Origin of the sequence: Pseudomonas viridiflava, from assembly GCF_003702045.1 — a bacterium.
GTDB classification, from domain to species: Bacteria; Pseudomonadota; Gammaproteobacteria; order Pseudomonadales; family Pseudomonadaceae; genus Aquipseudomonas; species Aquipseudomonas viridiflava_C.
This window is the reverse complement of the sequence record NZ_RBTP01000012.1, coordinates 817,717-839,151: the sequence shown is the minus strand read 5'-3', so window position 1 is coordinate 839,151 and position 21,435 is coordinate 817,717. Positions and strand designations below refer to the sequence as shown.

13 protein-coding genes and 3 pseudogenes are annotated in these 21,435 nt (G+C 59.3%); 8 read left to right on the top strand and 8 right to left on the bottom strand.

From position 1 onward, the window contains the following. Positions 1 to 25 precede the first annotated feature (25 nt). Entirely contained in the window at positions 26 to 1,255 is a 1,230-nt protein-coding gene (locus ALP40_RS05800) for an acyl-CoA dehydrogenase (RefSeq protein WP_122207300.1), read from the bottom strand. 170 nt (positions 1,256 to 1,425) lie between these two features. On the opposite strand from ALP40_RS05800, the gene ALP40_RS05795 reads away from it, so the two are divergent. The 3 genes from ALP40_RS05795 (at position 1,426) to ALP40_RS05785 (ending at position 3,841) form a co-directional block, all read left to right on the top strand. Continuing rightward, complete coding sequence (locus ALP40_RS05795) at positions 1,426 to 2,361, top strand: LysR family transcriptional regulator (protein WP_122207299.1); 936 nt, start codon at positions 1,426 to 1,428, stop codon at positions 2,359 to 2,361. A 160-nt stretch (positions 2,362 to 2,521) separates the two neighbouring features. Beyond that, positions 2,522 to 2,914: a MerR family DNA-binding transcriptional regulator gene (locus tag ALP40_RS05790; protein ID WP_122207298.1), complete on the top strand. Its 393-nt coding sequence runs from the start codon at positions 2,522 to 2,524 to the stop codon at positions 2,912 to 2,914. A gap of 27 nt (positions 2,915 to 2,941) precedes the next feature. After that, on the top strand, positions 2,942 to 3,841 hold the full coding sequence (locus ALP40_RS05785) for a hydroxymethylglutaryl-CoA lyase (RefSeq protein WP_122207297.1): 900 nt from the start codon (positions 2,942 to 2,944) through the stop codon (positions 3,839 to 3,841). A gap of 282 nt (positions 3,842 to 4,123) precedes the next feature. Here ALP40_RS05785 and ALP40_RS25745 read toward each other — a convergent pair. After that, a pseudogene (locus tag ALP40_RS25745) lies at positions 4,124 to 4,371 on the bottom strand (hypothetical protein). Between the two features lie 184 nt (positions 4,372 to 4,555). On the opposite strand from ALP40_RS25745, the gene ALP40_RS05775 reads away from it, so the two are divergent. The 4 genes from ALP40_RS05775 to ALP40_RS05760 are packed head-to-tail and all read left to right on the top strand — an operon-like array spanning position 4,556 to position 10,185. Beyond that, positions 4,556 to 5,719, top strand: coding sequence for an isovaleryl-CoA dehydrogenase (locus ALP40_RS05775; RefSeq protein ID WP_122207296.1), 1,164 nt, complete (start codon positions 4,556 to 4,558; stop codon positions 5,717 to 5,719). Positions 5,720 to 5,732: 13 nt separating this feature from the next. Continuing rightward, the gene (locus ALP40_RS05770) at positions 5,733 to 7,340 is read left to right on the top strand and encodes a carboxyl transferase domain-containing protein (RefSeq protein ID WP_122207295.1); all 1,608 of its coding nucleotides are present in this window, start codon (positions 5,733 to 5,735) and stop codon (positions 7,338 to 7,340) included. An 8-nt stretch (positions 7,341 to 7,348) separates the two neighbouring features. Beyond that, positions 7,349 to 8,188, top strand: coding sequence for a gamma-carboxygeranoyl-CoA hydratase (locus tag ALP40_RS05765; protein ID WP_122207294.1), 840 nt, complete (start codon positions 7,349 to 7,351; stop codon positions 8,186 to 8,188). Continuing rightward, a complete protein-coding gene (locus ALP40_RS05760) occupies positions 8,185 to 10,185 on the top strand; it encodes an acetyl/propionyl/methylcrotonyl-CoA carboxylase subunit alpha (protein WP_122207293.1) in 2,001 nt (666 codons plus the stop codon). The genes ALP40_RS05765 and ALP40_RS05760 overlap by 4 nt, the downstream gene beginning before the upstream one ends. Positions 10,186 to 10,286: 101 nt before the next feature. On the opposite strand, the pseudogene ALP40_RS26065 reads toward ALP40_RS05760, so the two are convergent. The 5 genes and pseudogenes from ALP40_RS26065 to ALP40_RS05740 all read right to left on the bottom strand — a co-directional run. After that, a pseudogene (locus ALP40_RS26065) lies at positions 10,287 to 10,553 on the bottom strand (methyl-accepting chemotaxis protein); the annotation flags it as partial. A gap of 9 nt (positions 10,554 to 10,562) precedes the next feature. Continuing rightward, positions 10,563 to 11,294, bottom strand: a pseudogene (locus ALP40_RS26060) (PAS domain-containing protein); the annotation flags it as partial. Positions 11,295 to 11,855: 561 nt separating this feature from the next. Next, entirely contained in the window at positions 11,856 to 12,449 is a 594-nt protein-coding gene (gene nfuA / locus ALP40_RS05750) for a Fe-S biogenesis protein NfuA (protein WP_004884435.1), read from the bottom strand. 115 nt (positions 12,450 to 12,564) lie between these two features. Then, positions 12,565 to 13,587, bottom strand: coding sequence for an acyltransferase (locus tag ALP40_RS05745; protein ID WP_122207291.1), 1,023 nt, complete (start codon positions 13,585 to 13,587; stop codon positions 12,565 to 12,567). Positions 13,588 to 13,773: 186 nt separating this feature from the next. Then, on the bottom strand, positions 13,774 to 16,077 hold the full coding sequence (locus tag ALP40_RS05740; protein ID WP_122207290.1) for a fatty acid cis/trans isomerase: 2,304 nt from the start codon (positions 16,075 to 16,077) through the stop codon (positions 13,774 to 13,776). Positions 16,078 to 16,233: 156 nt separating this feature from the next. Between ALP40_RS05740 and metH the strand changes: the two genes are divergently transcribed. Then, positions 16,234 to 19,953 (top strand): methionine synthase, encoded by a 3,720-nt coding sequence (metH, locus tag ALP40_RS05735; protein WP_122207289.1) that lies wholly within the window; start codon positions 16,234 to 16,236, stop codon positions 19,951 to 19,953. Between the two features lie 46 nt (positions 19,954 to 19,999). Here metH and ALP40_RS05730 read toward each other — a convergent pair whose 3' ends face one another. Beyond that, on the bottom strand, positions 20,000 to 21,100 hold the full coding sequence (locus ALP40_RS05730) for an ABC transporter substrate-binding protein (protein WP_122207288.1): 1,101 nt from the start codon (positions 21,098 to 21,100) through the stop codon (positions 20,000 to 20,002). Positions 21,101 to 21,435 lie beyond the last annotated feature (335 nt).

Genomic DNA, 21,435 nt, shown 5'->3' with positions numbered 1-21,435 from the left:
CCCCAATCGGGGCGCGGCAGAGGACTCAGAAACGACTGCGCAACCCATCCGCAGGCACGTACTTGCCCAATTCGAACTTGCCAATCGCCGCCCGGTGGACCTCGTCCGGTCCGTCGGCCAGGCGCAGGGTGCGCTGCATGGCGTACATGTAGGCCAGAGGAAAATCGTTGGAAACGCCCGCCCCACCGTGCATCTGGATCGCGCGGTCAATGACTTTCAACGCCACGTTCGGTGCAACGACCTTGATCTGCGCGATCTCGCTCTTTGCCACTTTATTGCCCACGGTATCCATCATGTACGCGGCTTTGAGCGTCAACAGACGCGCCATGTCGATTTCCATGCGCGAGTCGGCGATCTTGTCGATATTGCCGCCCAGTCTCGCCAAAGGTTTGCCGAACGCGATGCGGTCGACCGACCGCTTGCACATCAACTCCAATGCTCGTTCAGCCATGCCGACCGAACGCATGCAGTGGTGAATGCGACCTGGCCCGAGCCGCCCCTGAGCGATCTCGAAGCCGCGTCCCTCACCCAGCAGAACGTTTTCATAGGGCACCCGGACGTTCTCGAACAGCACCTCGGCGTGGCCGTGCGGCGCATCGTCATAGCCAAACACCGGCAGGGGTCTGACGATTTTTACCCCGGGCGTATCGACGGGTACCAGGATCATTGAATGTTGCTGATGACGCGGGCCATCGGGGTTGCTCAGCCCCATGAAGATCAGGATTTTGCAGCGCGGATCACAGGCCCCCGATGTCCACCATTTGCGGCCATTGATCACCCATTCATCGCCTTCGCGCTCAGCACGGGCAGCCATATTGGTGGCGTCGGACGAAGCGACTTCCGGCTCGGTCATGGCGAAGGCTGAACGGATCTCGCCACGCAGCAGCGGTTCCAGCCAGCGGACCTTCTGCGCTTCGCTGGCGTAGCGCACCAGCACCTCCATGTTGCCTGTGTCAGGTGCCGAGCAATTGAACGGCTCGGGCCCCAGCAGCGAGCGCCCCATGATTTCTGCGAGCGGTGCGTATTCCAGATTGGTCAGCCCCGCCCCCAGCTCCGACTCCGGCAGGAACAGGTTCCACAAGCCCTCGGCCTTCGCCTGCGCCTTGAGCTGCTCCATGATCGCGGTGGGCTGCCAGCGGTCGCCTTCGCTTACTTGCCTCTCGAACACCGGTTCGGCGGGATACACGTAGGCATCCATGAACGCGGTCACGCGCTCACGCAGTGCCTGCACTTTCGGGGAGTACGCAAAATCCATGAGCAGCTACCTTTTGGTTCTGGGCGTCGAGGTGATGAACGAATGCTAGAGAACGCCCAGACATTTATCTAATCTATTCTCAGCGTGTATAAACATTCATAACCGATATATGATCTGGCCGCGCTGCACAATCAGCAGCGACCATAAAAACAGCACGAGGCGCTCCATCAATGAACCTGAGCAAGGTTGATCTCAATCTTTTCATTGTCTTCGACGCCATCTACACCGAGGCCAATCTGACCCGCGCCGGACAGATCGTCGGCATCACCCAGCCCGCCGTCTCCAATGCCCTGGCACGTTTGCGCGAAACCTTCAACGACGCGCTTTTCGTGCGCACCGCACAAGGTATGGTGCCGACGCCGATGGCGCAGAACATCATCGGCCCGGTGCGCAATGCCCTGTCACTGCTGCGGGTATCGGTGCAGGAAAGCCGGATCTTCAATCCTCAGCAGGCCATCAAGAACTACCGCATCAGCATGACTGATCTGACCGAGGCGGTGATTCTGCCACTCCTGTTTCAGCGTCTGCGGCGTCTGGCCCCTGCGGTGACGATCGAGAGCTTTCTCTCCAAGCGCCGGGAAACCACCAAAGAGCTGGCGGCCGGGCGTCTGGACTTTGCCGTTGACGCGCCGTTGAACACCGACCCTCAGGTGCGTCACGTCAAACTGATGGAAGACAAATACGTGTGTGCGATGCGCAAGGACCATCCGATGGCGGCCAAGGCGGGGGTCGGGCTGGACGATTACCTGGCTCAGGCACACATTCATATCTCCAGCCGCCGCAGCGGACTGGGGCACGTGGATCTGGCGCTGGGCAAAATGGGTATCCAGCGCAAGATCGCCCTGCGCTCCCAACACTACCTGATGGCCATTCAGGTGTTGCAGCAGACAGACATGGTGATGACGGTGCCCGAACGCTTCGCCCGTCGTAACGACCTGCGCTTCGTTTATCTGCCGGTCAATGACGTACCGTCGGTTGAAACGCACCTGTATTGGCACGAAAGCACCGATCAGGATCCGGCGAATCGCTGGATGCGCGAGCAGATCATCGAGCTATCACAGCGTATTGCGGCGCAGGAACAGGCACTAGAAAAGACTTCACATTAATGTCGTATACCCTTGAAATTAAATAGCTAAACAAATAACGTTAAAGTAATTTCTAGATTTTGCGGCGATTGATGACTGCTCCTCGCTACGCGCACACCTGCTTGACGTAAACGTTAAGCAGGTCGTAGGTTAGCCGCTATACCTTCCGTCGAGCCCCGCCATGAGCAGCCAGACCTACAGCATTTCAGAACTCGCTCGCGAGCTGGACATCACCACCCGCGCCATCCGTTTTTACGAAGAACAAGGCATGCTCTGCCCTGAGCGGCGAGGCCTTGAGCGTATTTATTCGGCGCGTGACAAGGTCACGCTCAAACTGATCCTGCGGGGCAAGCGGATCGGCTTTTCACTGGCCGAGTGCAAAGAACTCATATCGCTCTACGACCCCAGTGGCGACAACCAAAAGCAATTGCACACCATGCTTGGCAAGATCGCCGAGCGTCGCGTCCAGCTGGAGCAGCAGTTGCTGGATATTCAGCAAATGCAGCTTGAACTGGATACTGCCGAAGAGCGTTGCCGCGCTGCGCTGGATCGCACCGCTGCCCCTTCACATTGATTTCAGACCGATTCAGGGAGCCACTCCATGCCTTTACCCCAGCGCGTCAGCCTCGTTGAAGTCGGCCCCCGGGACGGACTGCAAAATGAATCACGCCCAATCAGTATTGAGGACAAGGTTCGCCTGGTCGATGACCTGACCGCTGCAGGCCTGGGACACATTGAGGTCGGCAGCTTCGTATCGCCCAAGTGGGTCCCCCAGATGGCGGGGTCGGCGCAGGTCTTCGAGCAGATCCAGCGGCGCGAGGGCGTTATCTATTCGGCATTGGCGCCCAACTTCAGGGGCTTCGAAGATGCCCTGGCTGCAGGTGTTCGGGAGGTGGCCGTGTTTGCAGCCGCGTCCGAGGCCTTTTCCCAGCGCAACCTCAACTGCTCGATCAGCGAAAGTCTTGAGCGTTTCGCGCCGATCATGGAAGCCGCTCGCCTGCACGGGCTGCGGGTCAGAGGCTACGTATCCTGCGTGCTGGGTTGCCCGTATGAAGGGCATGTGTCCCCCGAGCAGGTGGCGGCAGTTGCCAACGAACTGCACGCGATGGGCTGTTACGAGATTTCGCTGGGCGACACCATCGGTACCGGTACGCCCGGTGCGACACGCGCCTTGTTCAATGCAGTGGCCGGTCAGATTCCACGCGGCAAGCTGGCCGGTCACTTCCATGACACCTACGGCCAGGCGCTGGTCAATATTTACGCGAGCCTGGAAGAAGGTATCCACGTGTTCGACAGCTCGGTCGCAGGTCTGGGCGGCTGTCCCTATGCGAAGGGCGCCAGCGGCAATGTCGCCACCGAAGATGTGCTGTACATGCTTGAAGGCATGGGCATTGAAACAGGCGTCGATCTTGATCGGGTGATCCAGGCGGGCCAGCGTATCTGCGACGTGCTTGAGCGCGCCAACGGCTCTCGGGTCGCCAAAGCACGCTTGTCCGCATGAGGTGTCACCTGTCGGGCGCCACGTGCGACAACTTGTCACAGAGTGTTACCCTCCGTCGCGTTCTGTCGAGACAAACGGGTAACACGGAAACAATCGGCGACCATTTTCAAAGGTCTTGTGAACAATAAAAATCTCAAATCCCCGTATTTAAAGGGTTTGCAGAAACTGGCACGGGTCCTGCTATATCTCCGGCACAACAAAAATAAAAAAACACGCAGCAATCCAATAAAAACAACACGTACCGGCTCTGACACAACAAGAACAACACGGACAGAGGCGTAGCTAACAGATTTTTTTGGAGTGGATAGCTTTTCTGAACCGCTTGTACGCAAGCCGTTCGCAGCCAGACAGAGAACAATAAAACTGCCTCAATGCGGCTACCGGACTGGTTGGATCAATACGATAAAAGTGTCATCAGCGCTCAAAAAAATACGTTTGCTCTTGGTCCCGCATAGGGATCGCTCAAAAAAGATGTGAAGGACAAGGCTGACAAAAACAACAACAGGCCGCCTGAAAACAAAAAAGAGCATGTGAAAAAACCTTGAAGGGGAGCCCAGGCTCCCCTTCGTGCTTTCCGGGTTTTGATCCGCCCTCGCCCACCTCCGTCTCTCAAGCACGGCCGTTGAAAACCTGCGTTGACACTCGCACGCCACAGGTTTACGTTAACGTAAAGGTCATAGCCAATCCGCCAAGAATAAAACAGGAACGCTACCCATGAGTTACCCCAGCCTGAACTTCGCCCTTGGCGAAACCATCGACATGCTGCGTGATCAGTTGCGATCCTTCGTCAGCGCAGAACTGTCCCCTCGCGCTGCACAGATCGACAAGGACAACCTGTTTCCGGCCGATATGTGGCGCAAATTCGGTGACATGGGTGTGCTGGGTATCACCGTCAGCGAGGAATACGGCGGTGCTGGCCTGGGCTATCTCGCTCATGTCGTGGCAATGGAAGAAATCAGTCGCGGCTCGGCCTCGGTCGCCCTCTCCTACGGCGCGCATTCGAACCTGTGCGTGAACCAGATCAATCGCAATGGTAATCCTGAGCAGAAGGCGCGTTACCTGCCGAAGCTGATCAGTGGCGAGCATGTCGGCGCACTGGCCATGAGTGAACCCAATGCAGGCTCGGACGTGGTGTCGATGAAGCTGCGTGCCGACAAACGCGGCGATCGCTATGTGCTCAACGGCAGCAAGACTTGGATCACCAATGGCCCGGACGCCAATACCTACGTGATCTACGCCAAGACAGACCTGGAAAAGGCCGCCCACGGTATCAGTGCGTTTATCGTCGAGCGCGACTGGAAGGGTTTCTCCCGCAGCAACAAGTTCGACAAGCTCGGCATGCGCGGCTCCAATACCTGCGAACTGTTTTTCGATGACGTCGAGGTGCCTGAAGAGAACCTGCTTGGCAAACTCGACGGCGGCGTCAGGGTCTTGATGAGCGGTCTGGATTACGAACGCGTCGTGCTGTCTGGCGGCCCCACCGGGATCATGCAAGCCTGCATGGATGTGGTGGTGCCCTACATCCATGATCGCAAGCAATTCGGCCAGAGCATCGGCGAATTCCAACTGATTCAAGGCAAGGTGGCTGACATGTACACCCAGCTCAACGCCAGCCGAGCCTACCTCTACGCCGTCGCGCAGGCGTGTGATCGCGGCGAGACTACCCGCAAGGATGCCGCCGGGGTGATTTTATACAGCGCCGAGCGCGCTACTCAGATGGCGCTGGACACCATTCAGATTCTGGGTGGCAACGGTTACATCAACGAATTCCCCGCAGGCCGCCTGCTGCGTGACGCCAAGCTTTACGAGATCGGTGCAGGCACCAGTGAGATACGCCGCATGCTGATCGGCCGCGAACTGTTCAACGAAACCCGTTGATACCGGAGTCCTCATGGCCATTTTGCATACCCGAATCAACCTGAGAGACCCGCAATACGCCCTCAATCATGCGGCGCTGCTGGAGCAGGTCCGCGAACTGCGCGCCTTGCTGGCGAAGGTTCAGCAAGGCGGTGGTCCAAAAGCCCAGGAACGACATACCTCTCGGGGCAAGCTGTTGCCCCGCGAGCGCATCAATCAGTTGCTGGACGTCGGCTCCCCGTTTCTGGAGATAGGCCAACTGGCTGCCCATGATGTCTATGGCGAAGACGTTCCTGCAGCGGGCGTGATCGCAGGGATCGGCCGCGTCGAAGGCGTCGAGTGCATGATCGTCGCCAACGATGCCACCGTGAAGGGTGGCTCGTACTACCCGCTGACGGTCAAAAAGCACCTCCGGGCCCAAGCCATCGCCCAACAGAATCGTCTGCCCTGCATTTACCTCGTGGACTCCGGCGGCGCCAACCTGCCGCGTCAGGACGAAGTCTTCCCGGACCGTGAGCACTTCGGCAGGATTTTCTTCAATCAGGCCAATATGAGCGCCCAGGGTATTGCGCAGATTGCCGTGGTCATGGGTTCCTGCACGGCAGGCGGTGCCTACGTACCGGCAATGGCGGACGAGGCGATCATGGTGCGCGAGCAGGCAACCATCTTTCTCGCAGGCCCTCCACTGGTGAAAGCCGCCACAGGCGAGGTGGTCAGCGCCGAAGACCTGGGCGGTGCCGACGTGCATTGCCGGACCTCGGGTGTGGCCGATCATTACGCTGACAGCGACGAGCACGCCCTGGCGCTAGCCCGGCGCTGCATTGCCAACCTGAACTGGCGCAAGCAAGGTCAATTGAACGTGATCGCGCCCATTGACTCGCTGTACGCCAGTGACGAGCTGTACGGCATCATCCCCACGGACACCAAGCAGCCTTTTGACGTACGCGAAGTCATCGCCCGGCTGGTGGACGGTTCGGTGTTCGATGAATTCAAGGCCCTGTTCGGCACCACGCTGGTCTGCGGTTTCGCTCATCTGAAAGGCTATCCGGTCGCGATCCTGGCCAATAACGGCATTCTGTTCGCCGAGGCGGCGCAGAAAGGTGCGCACTTTATCGAACTGGCCTGCCAGCGCGGCATTCCCCTGCTCTTCCTGCAGAACATCACCGGGTTCATGGTCGGCCAGAAGTACGAGGCAGGCGGTATCGCCAAGCACGGCGCCAAGCTGGTGACGGCAGTGGCCTGCGCCAAGGTGCCCAAGTTCACGGTGATCATTGGCGGCAGTTTCGGCGCGGGCAATTACGGCATGTGCGGGCGCGCCTATGACCCGCGCTTTCTGTGGATGTGGCCCAACGCCAGAATTGGCGTGATGGGTGGCGAGCAGGCTGCGGGCGTGCTGGTCCAGGTCAAGTGCGAACAGGCAGAACGCAGCGGTCAGGCATTCACTGCACAGCAGCAGGCCGAGCTGAAACAACCGATTCTCGACCAGTACGAGCATCAGGGCCATCCGTATTATTCCAGCGCTCGCCTGTGGGATGACGGTGTCATTGACCCTGCGCAAACCCGGGACATACTCGCGCTCGCCCTGTCCGTTTCGCTCAATGCTCCCATCGAACCCACCACGTTCGGCCTGTTCCGAATGTAAGCCGGGAAATGACCATGACTGCCTTCGCGACAATAGAACTGATCGACGACCCACGCGGATTCGCCACGTTGTGGCTCAATCGCGCCGACAAGAACAACGCGTTCAATGCCCAGATGATCCGAGAACTGATTTTGGCGCTGGACAAGGTACAAGGCAATCCGGCGTTACGCTTTCTGCTGGTGCGCGGCAGAGGCAAGCACTTCAGCGCGGGTGCAGACCTTGCCTGGATGCAACAGGCTGCCGATCTGGACTACAACACCAATCTGGACGATGCGCGCGAACTGGCCGAGCTGATGTACAACCTTGCCAAACTGAAAATCCCCACACTGGCCGTAGTGCAAGGCGCCGCCTTTGGCGGTGCGCTGGGCCTGATCAGTTGCTGCGACATGGCAATCGCGGCTGAAGACGCGCAGTTCTGCCTGTCAGAGGTGCGTATTGGTCTGGCTCCTGCGGTTATCAGCCCGTTTGTGGTTCAGGCCATTGGCGAACGTGCCGCACGGCGGTACGCGCTAACGGCGGAGCGCTTCAGTGCCCAGCGCGCAGAGCAGATCGGTCTGATTGCCGAGCATTGCCCGCTTTCGCAGCTTGAAAGCCAGACGGACCACTGGATCGACAACCTGCTGTTGAACAGCCCGCAAGCCATGCGCGCCAGCAAGGACCTGTTGCGTGAAGTGGGTAATGGCGAGCTGACCCCTGCCCTGCGCCGTTACTGTGAAAGCGCCATCGCCCGCATTCGAACCAGCCCCGAGGGCCAGGAAGGCCTGCGCGCGTTTCTGGGCAAGCGCTCGCCCAGTTGGCAAGTTCAACCTCGACAAGGCGCTGCCCACGAACAGGACTCGCAGTCATGAGCATCACCGAACTGAACACGCTACTGGTCGCCAACCGGGGCGAAATCGCCTGCCGCATCATGCGCACTGCAAAAAAAATGGGCCTGACCACGGTCGCCGTGCACAGCGCAATTGATCGACAGGCACGCCACAGCCGCGAAGCGGACAGGTGTGTCGATCTGGGCGGCAGCAAGGCCGCTGAAAGCTATCTGGTGATCGACAAACTGATCGAGGCGGCCAAGGCCAGCGGTGCACAGGCGATTCATCCCGGCTACGGTTTCCTCTCGGAAAATGCCGGTTTCGCTCGCGCCATTGAAGCCGCCGGCCTGATTTTCCTTGGCCCGCCCGCCTCGGCCATCGACGCGATGGGCAGCAAATCGGCGGCCAAAACGCTGATGGAAGACGCCGGTGTACCTCTGGTGCCGGGCTATCACGGCGCGGCGCAGGATGTAGAAACCTTCCGTGCAGCAGCCGAACGCATCGGCTACCCAGTCCTGCTCAAGGCCACGGCCGGAGGGGGCGGTAAAGGTATGAAGGTGGTCGAGCAGGACAGTGAGCTGGCCGAAGCCCTGGCGTCGGCTCAGCGTGAGGCCCTGTCCTCGTTTGGCGACTCGCGCATGCTGGTCGAAAAGTATGTGCTCCAGCCTCGCCATGTGGAGATTCAGGTGTTTGCCGATCAGCACGACCACTGCCTGTACCTCAACGAGCGCGACTGCTCGATTCAGCGTCGCCACCAGAAAGTCGTTGAAGAGGCACCCGCCCCCGGTCTTTCTCCAGCACTGCGACGGGCGATGGGGGAAGCTGCGGTCAAGGCGGCGCAAGCCATCGGGTATGTCGGCGCAGGCACGGTAGAGTTTTTGCTGGACGCACGCGGCGAGTTCTTCTTCATGGAAATGAACACCCGCCTGCAGGTCGAACATCCGGTCACCGAGTACATCACCGGGCTCGACCTGGTGGAATGGCAGATTCGCGTGGCCCGTGGCGAACCGCTGCCCATCACACAAGAACAGGTCCCGCTGATCGGTCATGCCATTGAAGTAAGGCTGTATGCCGAAGACCCGGCCAATGATTTTCTGCCCGCCACCGGCAGGCTTGAGCTGTATCGGGAGTCCACTGCGGGTCACGGAAGACGCGTTGACAGCGGCGTGGCTGAAGGCGACAGCATTTCGCCGTTCTATGACCCGATGCTGGGCAAGTTGATCGCCTGGGGCGAAAATCGTGAAGAGGCGCGCTTGCGTTTATTGGGCATGCTGGATGAGTTCGCCGTCGGAGGCGTCAAGACTAACCTGGCCTTCCTGCGCCGCATCATCGCCCACCCCGCTTTTGCCGCTGCAGAGCTGGACACCGGCTTCATCCCCCGCTATCAGGCGCAATTGCTGCCAGAGCCACAACCGTTGACCGACGACTTCTGGCAGGCCGCTGCCGAGGCCTTCCGCCAGAGCGAACCTAGGCGAATTCGCGAGGACGATCTCCATTCACCCTGGAGTTCAAACACAGGCTTTCGTGCCGGCCTGCCCGCCGAAATCGACTTGTGCCTTAAGTGCAACGGCGACGGGGATGGCAAACGGATTCGTTTGCGACACGACAGCGCCTCACCGTTTGGGTGGAGCGCCGACACGCTGAGTATCGAGACTGACAACGTGAGGCGTCAGCATGTGGCCATTCGTCGGGGTGCAAGCCTGTACCTGAAATGGCACGGTGAGCTGTACACCATCACCCAGCCCGATCCAGTCACCCAAGTGGAATCGAGCCAACACGTGCATGGCGGTCTGGTTGCGCCCATGAACGGGAGCATCGTGCGGGTGCTGGTGGAATCAGGCCAACAGGTCGAGACGGGAACATTGCTGGTGGTGCTGGAGGCCATGAAAATGGAACACAGCGTCCGTGCCGCCAGCGCTGGTGTGGTAACAGCCCTGCATTGTCGCGAGGGCGATATGGTCAGCGAAGGCGCCGTACTGGTGACGCTGGACCCGCAGACGCTCAGCGAGCCGGTTGCCAATCACCCCCACAGGCCGTGAGGCTCGACTGACCCCGGCGGCCACGATCATCAACCGATCGTGGCCGCTCAGGCCCAGTCATCACGTGGGCCACTGTACGGCAGGCAAGGGAAGCGTTATCGGCTCATCATGCTCACGGCCTGCTGGGTGGCATCCGTGGTCCGGGTCGCCAGCTTGCGCACTTCATCAGCCACGACGGCAAACCCTCTCCCCGCCTCACCGGCGCGGGCGGCTTCGATGGCGGCGTTCAACGCCAGCAAGTTGGTCTGGCTCGCAATACTCTGGATGGTGCTCACGATGTGTGAAAGCTGGGCCAGGTTCTCCTCAAGGTTGCGCTGGTGCTGGGACTCGGTTTCACGAAGCGACTCCTGCTCATGCAAGAGATGCACGTCGACCAAAGCACCTACCACGCGCACGGGAGCGCCGCCAGCATCACGCCGCGTCTGCCCCCGAGCCCTGAACCAGCGGTACTCTCCGCTCTTCATCTTCAGCCGGTACTCAATGTCGAAGGGCGTCTTGCCACTGCGATCATTAAGGTGGGCACCAAACGCATTGAGGCTTCGCTCCTTGTCGTCGGGATGCAGCCTGGAGGCCCAACTGTCCAGAACGTCAGGAAACTCTTCAACCGTCTCAAAACCCAGCAGCCTTCTGAACTGCGGCGACCACCAGAAGGGGTTGCGCGGATTGACCGGGTCGCCCGCGATCACCTCCATGTCCCACAAGCCGTCGGAGAGCATTTCACGCGCCAGTTCGAAGCGCGTGATGATGACGTCGTGGGCGCGGTCACGTTCGAGCTCGTCCTGGATGTCTCGTAGCGAGCCGGCTACACGTATGGGAACGCCACGGTCGTCGCGCAGTGTTTCGCCCTGGGCGTAAAACCAGCGGTAGGTGCCATTCTTCATGGCCAAGCGGTTCTTGATTTTATAGGGCGTACGCCCCGTCTTGTCGTTCAAATGCCGGGCAAAGGCATCCAGCGTGGCTTGCTTGTCTTCGGGATGAAGTCTGTCGGCCCAGCTCGCCAGCACGTTGGGGAAATCGCGCTCGTCGTTGAAACCCAACAGGTTGCGCAGTTGTTGGGACCACCAGAACCGATTCTTCGGGTTCACAGGATCGCCCGCCACCACCTCCATGTCCCACAGCCCTTCACTGGACGCGAGATTCACCAGGTCGAACCGGGTTTCATAAGCAGCGGCGCTGGACGCGGCCTCTCCCAGCATAAGACGAGCCTGCTCAAGCTCCGTCTCCAGCACCTGGATACGAGATTGCGTGTGCATCTGGGTGGTTTCAAGGTGACGCCAGGCCTCGGTCACGCCTGCGGCTTCGGCACAGCCCGCCACATTGGGCTTGCTGCCGTTCACGACGGCTGAAATCAGCTGTTTCAGCGCAACACGGTCGCGGCGCCAGAAAGGAAAATAGGACATTGATCACTCACTTGGTAGACGTTACGTGCCTCCTCCCTGGCTCATCGCAACTGAATCGTCAGCAATCACGAAAACTGAAGTGATAACCGTACAACTTTGTACAATTTTTCTGGCCGCACGCCCTGTTCCAACCATTGGCCCGCATGAGCATCCTTTGATGACGCGACATTTCGCGGGGCGATGGCCCTGCAGCAACGTGCCAGATGCATCAAACACCAGAAACAAAAACGCCCCGAACACGTCAGGGCGTTTTCTGCAAAAGGAAGAGGCTCAGTAGTAGGCGTTTTCTTTTTGGGTGTGGTCGGTCACATCACGCACACCGGACAACTCTGGAATACGCTCCAGCAAGGTGCGCTCGATGCCTTCCTTCAAGGTGACATCGGCCTGGCCACAGCCTTGGCAACCACCACCGAACTGCAGCACGGCGATGTTCTGCGTATCTTCCTCTACTACGTCGATCAACGTGACCTGGCCGCCGTGGCTGGCCAGACCCGGGTTGATCTCGGTTTGCAGGTAGTAGTTGATACGCTCGTTGATCGGGCTGTCGGCATTGACCATCGGCACTTTGGCGTTAGGCGCCTTGATGGTCAGCTGGCCGCCCATGCGGTCAGTGGCGTAATCGACGACGGCGTCGTCCAGAAAGGCCTCGCTGAAACCGTCGATCCAGGCCGTGAAGCTTTTAAGGCCAATGGCCTTGTCTTCCGGCTTCTCTTCGCCCGGCTTGCAATAGGCGATGCAGGTTTCGGCGTACTGAGTGCCAGGCTGGGTAATAAACACGCGGATGCCGATGCCTGGAGTGTTCTGCTTTTCCAGCAGATCGGCCAGGTAATCGTGGGCAGCATCGGTAATAGTGATAGCGGTCATGAAAATTCCTCGCAGACGTGCCAGCAGTTTACGCCAATCGAGAGCGCCACACAAAGTCCTAGTATTTTTGTCGGAAAAGAGCCAGTCGGGAAAGAGCGTCCCGGAAAAGCGCTCATCAGGAAAGCGCCCTGGCAGGCTGCACGGCGCGACGCGCATCCAGCCAGTCCTTGAGCCGACGATAAAGCCCTTTCTCGATCCACTCATAGCTGAGCCATGCACCCATCGCGATGACCGGTACGCAGAAGGCAAAGACCACGTACGGGCTCAAACCGTAGCGCTGAGCCATCAGCAGGCCGCCGTACAGCACCAGCACATGCAGCAGGTAGACCGAATACGAGCAGTCCCCAAGCACCTTGAGCAGACGACTGCCGCGGAAATACGGCTCCAGCGAAATGCAGGACAACACGATCAACGCGCTGGGCAGGCCCCAGTTCAACAGACGCTCTTCATTGGTCAGGTGATTGATCGCATACAGGCCCATCGCGATGCCGGCGAGGGGCAGCCATAACGCCTCCTTGATCCAGCCACGGCGGTACAGAATACCGATGCCGATGCCCAGCAGGAATTCGTAAATGATGTCATTGCCATAGAAGCGGCTGATCAAACCCGCACGTGCCAGCACCTCGCTGACGCCAAACAACGCTGCTGCAATGATCAGTGGACGGTGGCGCTGCTTGAACAGGAACACCATAGAAAACAGCAGGTAGAAAAACATTTCGTAATTCAAGGTCCAGCCCACGTTCAACGTGGGGTACAGCCCGTAGCCGCCCGGATTTTCCGAAGGGATGAAAACCAGCGACAGCAGGAAGTTCTGCCAGCCGATGACCTGGTGCGGCAGCATCGGTGCCGCCGCCAGCAATAGCAGTGCCATTGCTGCGGTGTACAGCCAGTAGGCGGGCACGATGCGAATCAGACGGTGCAGGATAAAACGCCCGGCGGGCATGTCGCTTTTTTGAGTCGAAAGGAAAATCACCAGCCCGCTGATGACGAAAAAGATATCGACGCCAACCGCGCCTTTGGAGACAAAGAATTCGCCAATGGGACCACTGGCCTTGAAGTCGTAAAAAATCTGCATGAAGTGATGACACACCACGACCCACGCCGCGAATGCCCGTAGGGCCTGTACCGAAATCAACATCCAAAAAACCTCTACTGCCTGACTTTTCAGCCATGAATCAAACGTTGGGTAACGCCGCTTGTTTCATGACGCGCCCCTGTGGGACCGCTTTTTTGAAAAAAAGATCGTAGAAAACGTGATTCGTTCAGGTTTGCAGAGATGGCCGCAAGCCATGTATTACGTGGCTTGCGGCTAAAAAAGGCCGGCTTAGAGGTTCTCGTAGCGATTCATGTCGAGCACTGCGGCTTCACGCGGGTCGGTTTCCTGAAGATAACGGTTCAGGTCGTGAAAGTACGTCCAGAACAGGGGGTGAGTCCGTCGAACCCCCCAGCGTTGGACGATCTGTTCGAAGCTTGCCTGATCCTTGCTCTGCTGCATCGCCTCCACGAACGCCGGAACTTCGACAGCCGGCACGTTGAACATGAAATTGGGGTAGCTGCTGAGTACGCCGGGGTAAATACTCAGGGAGTCCAGGCCCGGAATATAGCGATACGACTCACCCAGCAGGAACGCCACGTTGGTGTGCGCACGGTTGCGCAGCATGCTGTACATCACCCGCTTGCCGGTGCTGTCCTGAATGCGCAGCATCGTCGCTTCGGGCAATTGATCGATGACCTTCAGGCCAGCGGCAGGCCGCGAGGTCAGGTGGCTCAGTGCCTGTTCGGCCTGAGCGAATTCGCTGCCTATACCCGGACGCGAGCAATACGCGCCGTTACAACGATTGATCGGATCGGGTGAGGCGTTGAAAGCGGTCGACCGATTGATCAGTTTGTTGGCGAAATCGCGCACTGGACTGTTCTTGTCCAGGCCTATCCCGGTGGGGGTATCGTCGTCGATGCTCTGATAATCCAGCCACATCTTGACCTTGCCGCTGTCTTGATAGAGGTCGCTGAGCAGCCCCTCACGCAGATCGGCAGGCATCAGACGCATGAAATTGATCTCGGCGCCGTTGCGGATCAGGTCGAAATAAAGCCGCGTCTGAGCCTGATGGGAGACGTTGCCATAGACGTCGAAGTTGACCGCCAACTGATAGTAGGTGCGCTCCAGCAGCGGGTAATCGAACAGCCACATCGAATGTGGCACATCGCCGATCAGCCCTTTGGTGACCGACGCGCTGTCGAAATGACGGAAAACGGTGAGCAACGCATTGTCATTACCCGCCCACAGATCGCTCCAGCCCGGCGGCGGTTTTTTCGCGTAGGTATCGCGGCGCAGGTCTTCATAAGCGTTACGGCGATCACGGAATGACAACCACAGGCTCAAGACACTGCCGACGCTGTCGTTCTGCCCCGGCATGGCCAGCAACGGTGTCGCCTCTCCTCGGTACACTGCATCGGTCACGTAACGGTCGTGAGCGGGGTCCTGAAACATCACCCAGAACTGGTCGCGAATCACGTCGGTTGCGATCTGCCCCCGGCACACCGGACCACGAATGAACGTGCGCACGAAGTACTCGGCGTTATCGAGCATGAACTCATAACGGGCAGCCGCAGGGATGGCCTCGAACGTCAGAAAGGGATTGCTGCGGTGCCCCGGACCGTAGCCCGGCAGCGCGTTGACCTTCCAGTCGTTGGCGTAAAACAGCTGTTTCACCCGCGCCATCTTCTGCGGACTCAATGCATACGTGATGTGGGTCTTATGAACAATCACGCCTTGCACGGGCACCAGCCGGTAGTAGAAATCGCTGCCAGGGTCGTCGTTCGGCAGGCGCGTGGCGATCAGGTCCACAGCTTTGCCCGTTGGCGTGCGTGAACGCACCCATTGGTAGAAGTGCCCCGCCTCGCCGTCCTGAAAGTAGATGTGCGCCAGAAACAGATGCTCGAACAGCCAGCGACCGACCAGTGCCTGATTGGCACCCGGTTGATTGAGCAGGTTTTCCCAAGCCAGAATCTGGCTCGCCTCGGTGACGGTTGGCGTGATGGCATGCGGCTCCACCGGAGCGCCTGCCGCCAGCCAGCGTTGCAGGGTCTGGTATTCAGCGCCAGTCAGTCCTGCCACTGCCAGCGGCATGCCCTGTTGGGCATGCGCCGCCGCATAGGCATCGAACTCACCAGGTGCCGGGCAAACATTTTCACGGTTGATACCCAGCGCGATGGAATCGGGGATCTTGCTGTTGTCGGGCAACGGCGCACTGCGTCCCAATTCCAGCATGCGCGCCATGAGGGCAGCCTGACTGCCCTGCGCATCGAGCACCGAATAAAAGCCTTTGCCGCGCCATGCTTCGGTATCCCGTGCGTCATAGAACAAACGCGTGGGCGCCACCGCCTGGGTGCGGTCGCCCTGATAGACCGGCACCTTGTTCGCGCCACGGCTGACGCCCTCACCGCTGCCCAGATTCAACTGGCATGGCGCGTCGTTGCAGGCATGGCAGGCCACACACTTCTCGGTGAGGATAGGTTCAACATCACGCACATAGGAAACGGCGGGCAACGACTCCGGTGGGGGCGTCTGGGCCTGAAGGGCGCAGCTGGATACGAGCAGGAGGATGCCTGCCAACAAGCGGTACGGCATAGCACCTGAGCCTTGATAGTAAAATGGCGCAATTCTACAAGGGTGTACCTGCCACCAACATGAACGATTTTCATGCAAAACCACGATCAACACTAAATCCGTTCCGGTTTGCTATTATCCCGTTCTTTACGTATCGACCTTCTCAAGGTAGCCCTCATGTCTGACCGCAGCGCCCGCCATCAAGCCTTTCTCAACGCTCTGAAACAGAGGATCCTGATCCTTGATGGCGGCATGGGCACCATGATCCAGAGCTACAGGCTTGAAGAGCAGGACTATCGCGGCAAGCGTTTCGCCGATTGGCCCAGCGACGTCAAAGGCAACAACGACCTGTTGATCCTGACCCGCCCCGACGTCATCGGCGCCATCGAGAAGGAATACCTGGATGCCGGGGCCGACATCCTTGAGACCAACACCTTCAACGCCACTCAGGTTTCTCAGGCCGACTATGGCATGGAATCCATCGTCTATGAGCTGAACGTCGAAGGCGCTCGCCTGGCGCGCAAAGTGGCGGATGCGAAGACTCTGGAAACCCCGGACAAGCCGCGCTTCGTGGCCGGGGTCCTCGGCCCGACCAGCCGCACCTGTTCGCTGTCGCCCGACGTCAACAACCCCGGATATCGCAACGTCACCTTCGACGAACTGGTGGAAAACTACACCGAAGCCACCCGCGGCCTGATCGAGGGCGGCGCAGACCTGATCCTGATCGAAACCATTTTCGATACCCTCAACGCCAAAGCCGCGATTTTCGCCGTGCAAGGTGTGTTCGAAGAAGTGGGCTTCGAACTGCCGATCATGATTTCCGGCACCATCACCGATGCGTCCGGCCGCACCCTGTCCGGACAGACCACCGAGGCGTTCTGGAACTCTATCAGCCACGCCAAGCCAATCTCGGTGGGTCTGAACTGCGCATTGGGTGCCAGCGAACTGCGTCCTTATCTGCAGGAACTGGCCAACAAGGCCAACACCCATGTGTCCGCACACCCGAACGCCGGCCTGCCCAATGCCTTCGGCGAATACGACGAGCTGCCGAGCCAGACCGCGAAAATCATCGAGGAATTCGCCGAAAGCGGTTTTCTGAACATCGTCGGCGGCTGCTGCGGCACGACGCCTGCTCATATCAAGGCCATCGCCCAGGCGGTTTCCGGTTATGCGCCGCGCCAGATTCCGGACATTCCCAAAGCCTGTCGCCTGTCAGGCCTTGAGCCTTTCACCATTGATCGCCAGTCGTTGTTCGTCAACGTCGGCGAGCGCACCAACATCACCGGCTCAGCCCGCTTCGCCCGCCTGATTCGTGAAGACAACTACACCGAAGCGCTTGAAGTCGCCTTGCAGCAGGTCGAGGCCGGTGCCCAGGTGATCGACATCAACATGGACGAAGGGATGCTGGATTCGAAGAAGGCGATGGTGACCTTCCTCAACCTGATAGCAGGCGAGCCGGATATCTCTCGCGTGCCGATCATGATCGACTCCTCCAAATGGGAAGTGATAGAGGCGGGCCTCAAATGCATTCAGGGCAAGGGCATCGTCAACTCCATCAGCATGAAGGAAGGCGTCGAGCAGTTCATTCATCACGCCAGGCTGTGCAAACGTTACGGCGCTGCCGTGGTGGTCATGGCCTTCGATGAACAGGGCCAGGCCGACACCGAGGCGCGCAAGAAGGAAATCTGCAAACGCTCCTACGACATTCTGGTCAACGAAGTGGGCTTTCCGCCTGAAGACATCATCTTCGACCCCAACATCTTCGCCATTGCCACCGGCATCGAAGAGCACAACAACTACGCGGTCGACTTCATCAACGCCTGTGCCTACATCCGCGACGAGCTGCCCTATGCACTGACGTCGGGTGGAGTGTCCAACGTGTCGTTCTCTTTCCGGGGCAACAACCCGGTGCGCGAGGCGATTCACTCGGTGTTCCTCCTGCATGCGATCCGCAACGGCCTCAGCATGGGTATCGTCAACGCCGGGCAGCTGGAAATCTACGACCAGATCCCGGCAGAGCTGCGCGACTGCGTGGAAGACGTGGTACTCAACCGCACAGCCGACGGCACCGACGCGTTGCTGGCGATTGCCGACAAATTCAAGGGCGATGGCAGCGTCAAGGAAGCGGAAACCGAAGAGTGGCGTAACTGGCCGGTCAATCAGCGCCTGGAACATGCTCTGGTTAAAGGCATCACCACGCATATCGTGGAAGACACCGAGGAGTCTCGCCAGTCGTTCAACCGTCCTATCGAGGTGATCGAAGGCCCGCTGATGTCGGGCATGAACGTGGTCGGCGATCTGTTCGGCTCTGGCAAGATGTTCCTCCCGCAGGTGGTCAAATCCGCCCGCGTGATGAAACAGGCCGTGGCGCACCTGATCCCGTTCATCGAGCTGGAAAAAGGTGACAAGCCGGAAGCCAAGGGCAAGATCCTGATGGCCACGGTCAAGGGTGACGTGCATGACATCGGCAAGAACATCGTTGGCGTGGTGCTGGGTTGCAACGGCTACGACATCGTCGACCTGGGTGTGATGGTCCCCGCAGAGAAAATCCTGCAGGTGGCCCGCGAAGAAAAGTGCGACATCATTGGTTTGTCCGGGCTGATCACCCCGTCGCTTGACGAAATGGTCCATGTCGCCCGGGAAATGCAGCGTCAGGACTTCCACTTGCCGCTGATGATCGGCGGCGCGACCACCTCCAAGGCGCACACTGCTGTCAAGATCGAACCCAAGTACAGCAACGATGCGGTGATCTACGTCACCGACGCCTCCCGTGCCGTGGGCGTTGCCACTCAGTTGCTGTCCAAGGAGCTCAAGCCTGCGTTCATCGAGAAGACGCGCCTGGAATACATCGAAGTGCGCGAGCGCACCTCGGCCCGCAGCTCGCGCACAGAGCGCCTGAGCTACGGTGCCGCGGTGGCGAAGAAGCCACAGTTCGACTGGGAAAATTACACCCCTGCCCAGCCGACGTTTACCGGCACTCGCGTGCTGAACGACATCGACCTGAACGTACTGGCCGACTATATCGACTGGACGCCGTTCTTCATCTCCTGGGACCTGGCGGGCAAATACCCGCGCATTCTGACCGACGAGGTCGTGGGCGAGGCCGCCACCGCGCTGTTCGCCGATGCCCAGCAGATGCTGCGCAAGCTGATCGACGAAAAGCTCATCAGCGCTCGCGCCGTGTTCGGCTTCTGGCCCGCCAATCAGGTCGATCACGACGACCTGGAAGTCTATGGCGACGACGGCAAGCCGCTGGCAAAGCTGCATCACCTGCGCCAGCAGACCATCAAGCCCGACGGCAAGCCGAACTTCTCGCTGGCGGACTTCGTCGCACCCAAGAGCAGCGGCCTGACCGACTACATCGGAGGCTTCATCACCACTGCCGGCATCGGTGCCGAAGAAGTGGCCAAGGCTTACCAGGACAACGGCGACGACTACAACTCGATCATGGTCAAGGCCTTGGCCGACCGCCTTGCCGAGGCTTGCGCCGAATGGCTGCACCAGCAGGTACGCAAGGATTACTGGGGCTATGCAAAGGACGAGGCGCTGGACAACGAGGCGCTCATTAAAGAGCAGTACATGGGCATCCGCCCTGCTCCGGGGTATCCGGCCTGCCCGGACCACACCGAAAAAGGCACCCTGTTCACCCTGCTAGACCCGTTGCCTGAAGGTACGCCTGAACATACACCAGGCCGCAGCGGCGTGTTCCTGACCGAGCACTACGCCATGTTCCCTGCGGCGGCCGTCAGCGGCTGGTACTTTGCCCACCCGCAGGCGCAGTACTTCGCGGTCGGCAAGATCGACAAGGATCAGATCGAGAGCTACACCGCTCGTAAAGGCCAGGACTTGAGCGTGACCGAGCGCTGGCTGGCCCCGAACCTGGGCTACGACGAGTAACCGCGCAACGTCAGAGCGTCGCCGGGCAATCCGGCGACGAATTGCTTTATCTGGCGTTGGGCTGACCGGTCGGCAGCATGTTTTTCAGGGAAAACGGCGAGTCTTCGCCTGACGCGTTCACGTTGAACGCCTGAACGTCGAGCCGGTAGCCTTCGCCGCGAGTGGCCTCCAGAAACCGTTTAGCATCCTCTCGCTCAACCAGATGCAGCACTTCAACGGTTCTGGCCCCCGTCTGCATGCGGGTTTGCCGATGCGCCGTGTCGTAGCGATGCAGCAGGATGATCGCCCAGCCACCCAGCGTGAAATGGCCAGTGGCAACCACACTAAGACGCCCTTCCAGTTGCGCCTGAAGCGACATTGATGTGCCATTAATGGCGCTGAAGAGCATATCCCGGCCCGGCTGGCCACCCCGCTCCCGCAACGCATCCATAGCCCCAAAGGCCATTTGCTCATTGGCGGACCAGATCAGGCGAATATCGGGATAACGGTTGAACAGCACGCGCGCCTGCTCCAGCGCGCGATGTCGCTGCCAGCCTCCCAACACAATCTGCCGTAAATGGACTTCGGGGTGCTCAGAGAGCGCACGGCGCAAGCCTTGCTCACGGTACAGAGAAACCGGCGTGGTACTGGTGCCGGAAAAAGCCAGCATCTCGATCACTTCACCCGGCGCAGGGTGCGGATACAGGCTGATCAGGCGTTTGGCCGTCAGGTAACCGCCCTCTTCATCGTTACCGACCAGGCTGCCGATGAAGTCCGGATAACGCGTGGGAAGATCACCCAGAATGCGTACCTGATCCGCTGTCAGGGTGTTATTGACGGCAAACAGTTTTACGCGACTGCCCAACGACAACCTGAGAATCTCAGGCGCGACGTTGAGCTCGTTTGAGAACACGAGATAGTCGGGACGCGAACTGCCTTGCAACGTTTCGCGCGCCATCGCCAGCAATTTGCGGGTGTCCCGATCGGAATACAGCACGGTCAATGTCATGCCCGTCGTGCGAGCCGCCGACTGCATGACACGGACATAGCTGCGCCAATAGCCGTCGCTTTCCGTGCCGGGGCTGATAAATACGACCGTCGCTGCCCACGCCGAACTCGCCCACATGCAGCCCAGCAGGACTGCCAGACGGACCACTGACACCTTCATATATCCAGACCTTGAGCAACAGAATGATTGCGCTATGGCAGATCTATCGGCTGCAACTGCAGGGTGCTGGAGGGCGCGCAGACAATTCTTTGTGCGCCACCTATCTTCCGCTGATCCAGAACACAGCCGCACCGACAGCCAACAGGATAATGAAAAGAATCGCCCAGGCATCAACGGAGCTGTCGGGTTTAGTCGTTTTAGGGTGCTTACTCATCGCATCGCCTCTTGTCGGTCTTATGGGTGATTGCACATGAAAAGACTGAAGCAGGATCTTCAGGCATCGGTCAGAAACCAGTTAAGCCGATACTTGCCCACACAGCAAGCAGGGTCTTGCC